This is a genomic window from Enterobacter sp. 5-4 (assembly GCF_000612205.1).
Taxonomy (GTDB): Bacteria; Pseudomonadota; Gammaproteobacteria; order Enterobacterales; family Enterobacteriaceae; genus Enterobacter; species Enterobacter roggenkampii.
Genome location: NZ_JFHW01000011.1, coordinates 99,578 through 106,656, shown reverse-complemented (window position 1 = coordinate 106,656; position 7,079 = coordinate 99,578). Strand labels below are relative to the sequence as shown.

General features: G+C 55.9%; 5 protein-coding genes. 4 read left to right on the top strand and 1 reads right to left on the bottom strand.

Features of this window, described 5'->3' with window-relative positions:
• The first annotated feature begins 240 nt into the window (after positions 1–240).
• The 4 genes from metA (at position 241) to aceK (ending at position 6,174) form a co-directional block, all read left to right on the top strand.
• Positions 241–1,170, top strand: a complete 930-nt coding sequence (gene metA / locus AA74_RS0108830; protein ID WP_008503405.1) for a homoserine O-succinyltransferase — start codon at positions 241–243, stop codon at positions 1,168–1,170.
• Between the two features lie 270 nt (positions 1,171–1,440).
• The gene (gene aceB, locus AA74_RS0108825; protein ID WP_008503406.1) at positions 1,441–3,042 is read left to right on the top strand and encodes a malate synthase A; all 1,602 of its coding nucleotides are present in this window, start codon (positions 1,441–1,443) and stop codon (positions 3,040–3,042) included.
• Positions 3,043–3,073: 31 nt separating this feature from the next.
• Positions 3,074–4,378, top strand: a complete 1,305-nt coding sequence (gene aceA / locus AA74_RS0108820; protein WP_008503407.1) for an isocitrate lyase — start codon at positions 3,074–3,076, stop codon at positions 4,376–4,378.
• Positions 4,379–4,428: 50 nt separating this feature from the next.
• Complete coding sequence (aceK, locus tag AA74_RS0108815) at positions 4,429–6,174, top strand: bifunctional isocitrate dehydrogenase kinase/phosphatase (RefSeq protein WP_025912228.1); 1,746 nt, start codon at positions 4,429–4,431, stop codon at positions 6,172–6,174.
• Positions 6,175–6,202: 28 nt separating this feature from the next.
• Here the strand turns inward: aceK and iclR are convergent, their stop codons facing one another.
• Entirely contained in the window at positions 6,203–7,033 is an 831-nt protein-coding gene (gene iclR / locus AA74_RS0108810) for a glyoxylate bypass operon transcriptional repressor IclR (protein WP_023293555.1), read from the bottom strand.
• Positions 7,034–7,079: the final 46 nt, after the last annotated feature.

The window sequence follows — 7,079 nt, the reverse complement described above, 5'->3', positions numbered from 1 at the left end:
GCCGTAGCGCCGATGGTAGTGTGGGGTCTCCCCATGTGAGAGTAGGGAACTGCCAGGCATCAAACAAGAAGAACCCCGTACCGAAAGGTGCGGGGTTTTTTGCTTTTGTTTTTCTTCCTCTCCCTCTCCCTGAAACTTTCTCACCTTCACCTTGCAGACTCGACATTCCGATCATTTCTGGGTATCGTTAGCTGTCTGGATGTCTAAACGTTTATACGTATGTTGTGAGGATATAAAGCTATGCCGATTCGGGTGCAGGACGAGCTACCAGCCGTCAATTTCTTGCGTGAAGAAAATGTCTTTGTGATGACGACTTCACGTGCGACAGGTCAGGAAATTCGCCCGCTGAAGGTGCTTATTCTCAATCTGATGCCCAAAAAGATCGAAACAGAAAACCAGTTCCTGCGTCTGCTGTCGAACTCCCCGCTGCAGGTTGATATTCAACTGCTGCGGATCGACGCCCGTGAGTCTCGCAATACGCCTTCTGAGCACCTGAACAACTTCTACTGCAACTTTGATGACATTCAGGGTGAAAACTTCGATGGATTGATTGTGACCGGCGCGCCGCTGGGCCTGGTGGAATTTAACGATGTCGCTTACTGGCCGCAGATCAAACAGGTGCTGGAATGGGCAAAAGATCACGTCACGTCCACGCTGTTTGTCTGTTGGGCGGTACAAGCCGCACTGAATATTCTGTATGGCATCCCCAAGCAAACCCGCACTGAAAAGCTCTCCGGCGTATACGAACACCATATTCTCCATCCCCATGCGTTGCTGACGCGCGGGTTTGATGATTCTTTCCTGGCTCCGCATTCTCGCTACGCCGATTTCCCGGCCCAGCTGATTCGTGATTACACCGATCTGGAGATCCTGGCCGAAACGGAAGATGGGGACGCTTACCTGTTTGCCAGTAAAGATAAGCGCATTGCCTTTGTGACCGGACATCCTGAATACGATCCGCACACCCTTGCGTCAGAGTATTTCCGTGATGTCGAAGCGGGTCTGAACCCGGATGTCCCGTACAACTATTTCCCGAAAGACGATCCGCAAAACAAACCGAGAGCGACCTGGCGCAGCCACGGGAATTTGCTTTTTACTAACTGGCTCAACTATTACGTCTACCAGATAACACCATACGATCTGCGTCACATGAACCCGACGCTGGAGTAATCGTCTGCACTAAACGATCCTAAAGCGTTTCAGCTATTCAAATCAGGCACCTTCGGGTGCCTTTTTTATTTCCGAAATGTCACTCATCATTCTTTAAAACTTTAATTTCAATAAAATCAATCAATTAATAGCAATTTATAATTAAAATGGAAATTGTTTTTGATTTTAGAAAAAATAGAGATAGTCTTAATTCTGCTGAGCGAAAACTACCCAACGATCTTTCGTTCGCATCGGGGGCGTGATTTTGGATCTTTGATGAGGAGCAGAGTAATGACTCAACAGGCAACGACGGTCGATGAACTGGCCTTTACCCAGCCGTATGGCGAGCAAGAACAGCAAGTATTAACGGCAGAAGCGGTAGAATTTCTGACTGAACTGGTGACCCGCTTTACGCCGCAGCGCAATAAGCTGCTGGCGGCACGTATTCATCAGCAGCAGGAAATTGATAACGGCAAGTTGCCTGGTTTTATTTCGGAAACTGCTTCCATTCGTCGTAGCGAGTGGAAAATCCGCGGCATCCCTGAAGATTTACAGGATCGTCGCGTTGAGATCACCGGTCCGGTAGAACGCAAAATGGTGATCAACGCCATGAACGCGAACGTTAAAGTCTTTATGGCCGATTTTGAAGACTCGCTGGCACCGGACTGGCGTAAGGTCATCGAGGGGCAGATCAACCTGCGCGACGCCGTAAACGGCACCATCAGCTATACCAATGAAGCCGGCAAAATATACCAGCTCAAACCGAACCCGGCGGTGCTGATCTGTCGCGTGCGCGGCCTGCACCTGCCCGAAAAACATGTCACCTGGCGTGGAGAAGCCATTCCAGGAAGCCTGTTTGATTTTGCACTCTATTTCTTCCACAACTACAAAGCCCTGCTGGCGAAAGGCAGCGGCCCGTATTTCTACCTGCCTAAAACGCAGGCCTGGCAGGAAGCGGCCTGGTGGAGCGAGGTCTTCAGCTATGCGGAAGATCGTTTCAACCTGCCGCGCGGCACCATCAAAGCCACCCTGCTGATTGAAACGCTGCCCGCCGTATTCCAGATGCATGAAATCCTGCATGCGCTGCGCGACCACATTGTCGGTCTGAACTGTGGACGCTGGGACTATATTTTCAGCTATATCAAAACCCTGAAAAATTATCCCGATCGCGTGCTCCCCGATCGTCAGGTTGTCACCATGGACAAACCGTTCCTGAGCGCCTATTCGCGTCTGCTGATCAAAACCTGCCACAAGCGCGGTGCCTTTGCGATGGGCGGCATGGCAGCCTTTATCCCGAGCAAAGACGCAGAGCGCAACAATCAGGTGCTCAACAAGGTGAAAGCCGACAAAGAGCTTGAAGCACGTAACGGCCACGACGGGACGTGGATCGCCCATCCGGGTTTGGCCGATACGGCGATGGAGGTCTTTAACCGCGTGCTCGGCGACAACAAAAACCAGCTGTTTGTCACCCGTGAAGATGATGCACCAATCGCAGAAGAACAGCTGCTGGCGCCGTGCGCGGGCGAACGGACGGAAGAGGGGATGCGGGCCAACATTCGCGTCGCGGTGCAGTACATCGAAGCGTGGATCTCCGGCAACGGCTGCGTGCCGATCTACGGCCTGATGGAAGATGCTGCGACGGCGGAGATCTCACGTACCTCTATCTGGCAGTGGATCCACCATCAAAAAACGCTCAGCAACGGCAAACCGGTGACCAAGACCCTGTTCCGCCAGATGCTGGCCGAAGAGATGCGGGTGATCCAGGACGAACTGGGCGAACACCGCTTCAGCAGCGGGCGTTTTGACGACGCTGCCCGCCTGATGGAGCAAATCACCACATCAGATGACTTAATCGACTTCCTGACCCTGCCGGGCTACCGCTTCCTGGCGTAACTCACCACATAACAATATGGAGCATCTGCACATGAAAACCCGTACCCAACAAATCGAAGAATTAAAGAAAGAGTGGACTCAACCTCGCTGGGAAGGCATCCGCCGCCCGTACAGCGCGGAAGACGTGGTGAAATTACGCGGCTCGGTCAATCCGGAATGTACGCTGGCGCAAAATGGCGCGGCGAAAATGTGGAAGCTGCTGCACGGTGGCTCTAAAAAGGGCTACATCAACAGCCTCGGCGCGCTGACCGGCGGTCAGGCGCTGCAGCAGGCGAAGGCCGGTATTGAGGCTATCTACCTCTCCGGCTGGCAGGTCGCGGCGGACGCCAACCTGGCCTCCAGCATGTACCCGGATCAGTCGCTCTATCCGGCTAACTCCGTGCCGTCGGTCGTGGATCGGATCAACAACACCTTCCGCCGTGCGGATCAGATCCAGTGGGCGGCGGGCATCGAACCCAACGATCCGCGCTTTATTGACTACTTCCTGCCGATCGTCGCGGATGCGGAAGCGGGCTTCGGCGGCGTGCTGAACGCCTTTGAGCTGATGAAATCGATGATTGAGGCCGGTGCAGCGGCCGTTCACTTCGAAGACCAGCTGGCGTCAGTGAAGAAGTGCGGACATATGGGCGGTAAGGTGCTGGTTCCTACACAGGAAGCGGTGCAGAAGCTGGTTGCCGCGCGTCTGGCTGCTGACGTGCTCGGCGTGCCAACGCTGGTCATTGCCCGTACCGATGCGGACGCGGCTGACCTGATCACCTCTGACTGCGATCCGTACGACAGCGAGTTCATCACCGGCGAGCGCACCAGCGAAGGGTTCTATCGCACCCATGCGGGCATTGAGCAGGCGATCAGCCGCGGTCTGGCGTACGCGCCGTACGCGGACCTGGTCTGGTGTGAAACCTCTACGCCGGATCTGGCGCTGGCAAAACGCTTTGCCGACGCCATTCATGCGAAGTACCCGGGCAAACTGCTGGCCTACAACTGCTCGCCGTCCTTCAACTGGCAGAAAAAGCTGGATGACAAAACCATCGCCAGCTTCCAGCAGCAGCTGTCCGACATGGGCTACAAATACCAGTTCATTACGCTGGCAGGCATCCACAGCATGTGGTTCAACATGTTCGACCTGGCGCACGCCTATGCGCAGGGTGAGGGCATGAAGCACTACGTTGAGAAGGTGCAGCAGCCGGAATTTGCGGCGGGCAAAGACGGTTACACCTTCGTGTCTCACCAGCAGGAGGTGGGCACCGGCTACTTTGATAATGTGACCACGATTATTCAGGGCGGCACCTCCTCCGTCACCGCCTTAACGGGTTCAACGGAAGAAGCACAGTTCTAATCTTTTCCCCCTCTCCCCCTGGGGAGAGGGTTGGTGGTGAGGGGGAATATATGTCGCGTGGCCTGGAATTACTGATTGCCCAAACTATTTTGCAGGGCTTCGATGCCCAGTATGGTCGTTTTCTGGAAGTAACCTCCGGCGCCCAGCAGCGCTTCGAACACGCAGACTGGCATGCGGTTCAGCAGGCCATGAAGCAGCGTATCCATCTTTATGACCACCACGTGGGTCTGGTGGTGGAGCAGCTGCGCTGTATTACCGACGGTAAAAGTCCGGACGCGGAATTTTTACTGCGCGTAAAAGAGCATTACACCCATCTGTTACCCGACTACCCGCGCTTCGAGATTGCGGAGAGCTTTTTCAACTCCGTCTATTGCCGGTTATTTGACCACCGCTCATTATCTCCTGAGCGGTTATTTATCTTCAGCTCCCAGCCTGAACGGCGCTTTCGTACCATTCCGCGTCCGCTGGCGAAAGATTTCTTTCCCGAGCACGGATGGGAAAAGCTCCTGCATCGCGTGCTGACGGATTTGCCGCTGCGTCTGCCCTGGGAGAATAAAGCCCGGGATATCGGGTATATCCACGCCCATCTCAAAGAAGCATTCGGCGCGGAGGTGCTCAGCCACAGCCATTTGCAGGTGGCCAACGAGCTTTTCTACCGCAATAAAGCCGCCTGGCTGGTGGGCAAACTGGTTACGCCGACGGCTATTGTGCCGTTTCTGCTGCCCATTCATCGTACCGACGACGGGGAACTGTTTGTTGATACCTGCCTGACTACCAGCGCCGAGGCCAGCATCGTGTTTGGCTTCGCCCGTTCCTATTTTATGGTGTACGCTCCGCTGCCCGCCGCGCTGGTGGAGTGGCTGCGCGAGATCCTGCCGGGCAAAACCACGGCCGAGCTGTATATGGCCATTGGCTGCCAGAAGCACGCTAAAACGGAAAGCTACCGGGAGTACCTGCGCTATGTCACCACGGCCGATGAGCAGTTCATCGAAGCGCCCGGCATTCGCGGCATGGTGATGCTGGTGTTTACGCTGCCGGGCTTCGACCGGGTCTTTAAGGTGATTAAGGACAGATTCGCGCCGCAGAAAGAGATGACCGCCGCGCACGTCCGCGCCTGCTACCAGCTGGTTAAGGAGCACGACCGCGTCGGGCGCATGGCGGATACTCAGGAATTCGAAAACTTTGTGCTGGATAAGCAGCAGATCGATCCGGCACTCATGGCGCTTTTACTGCAGGAAGCACCCGCCAAAATCACCGATCTTGGCGACAAAATCGCGATCAGCCATCTCTACATTGAACGACGCATGGTGCCGCTGAATATCTGGCTGGAGCAGTCCGACGGTCAGGCTTTAAGAGATGCGATTGAAGAGTACGGCAACGCGATTCGCCAGCTTGCCGCCGCCAATATCTTCCCGGGCGATATGCTGTTTAAAAACTTCGGCGTCACCCGTCACGGTCGGGTGGTGTTCTACGATTACGACGAAATTTGCTACATGACCGAGGTGAACTTCCGCGATATCCCACCGGCCCGCTACCCGGAAGATGAGCTTTCCAGCGAGCCATGGTACAGCGTTTCGCCGGGCGATGTGTTTCCCGAAGAGTTTCGCCACTGGCTCTGCGCCGATCCGCGCATCGGGCCGCTATTCGAAGAGATGCATGCCGATCTGTTCCGCGCCAGCTACTGGCGGGGACTGCAAACGCGGATCAAAAACGGGCACGTGGAAGATGTGTACGCTTACCGTCGCAAGCAGCGGTTTTGCATCCGGTTTTCAGAGGACATCATGCAGGCCGGGTAAGGCGAAGCCGCCACCCGGCAATGCATGCTTAACGAATCCCACCGTACGCCAGCGTGACCTCTTTCGCCGCCTTAATCACCAGCGCACCCAACTCAGTGACCCGATCGTCGGTCATACGTGAAATCGGCCCGGAAATAGAGATGGCGGCAAACGGCTCGCGGTGCTCGTCAAAAATGCAGGCTGCGATACAGCGCAGGCCGAGGGCGTGCTCCTCGTCGTCAAACGAATAGCCGCGCTTGCGGGTCAGGGCCAAATCTTCTTTCAGATGCACCGGCGAAACCAGCGTGGCGTGGGTATAGGCATGCAGTCCTTTACGGTGCAGCAGCCCCGTCACCTGCTCCTCGGTCAGCTGCGAGAGGAACGCTTTACCCGCCCCTGAGGCATGCATCGGCAGCTTGCCGCCAATCGGCGCGGACATGCGCATCAGCTGCGTGCATTGCACCTGGTCGATGATAATCGCCTGATGGTCGCTCTGGTCGAGCACGGCCAGATTCACGGTCTCGCCCGACTCTTCCATCAATTTGCGCAGAATCGGGTGCACAATCGCCAGCAGGTTACGGCTCTGCAGGAAGCTGCTGCCCACGATAAACGCATGCGCGCCCACCGCCCAGTGCCCCAGCTCGCCTACCTGGCGGACAAAGCCCAGCTGCTGCATGGTGGTCAGCAGGCGGTGCGTCGTGGAGTTCGGCAGACCAGCCTGCTGGGCCAGCTCCGTCAGGGCCACGCTGCTGTGCGACTCGGCTATCCACTCCAGCAGCTTCAGACCGCGCGTGAGCGATTGAACCTGTCCACCCTGTTGTGCGGCAGCGGTGGTGGCAGCAGGTTTTCTGCCGCGTTTAGCGGGAACGGTCGCGACCATGACGATCTCCTTTTTCTGTATCGTGGAAATCATTTTCGTTTTATTT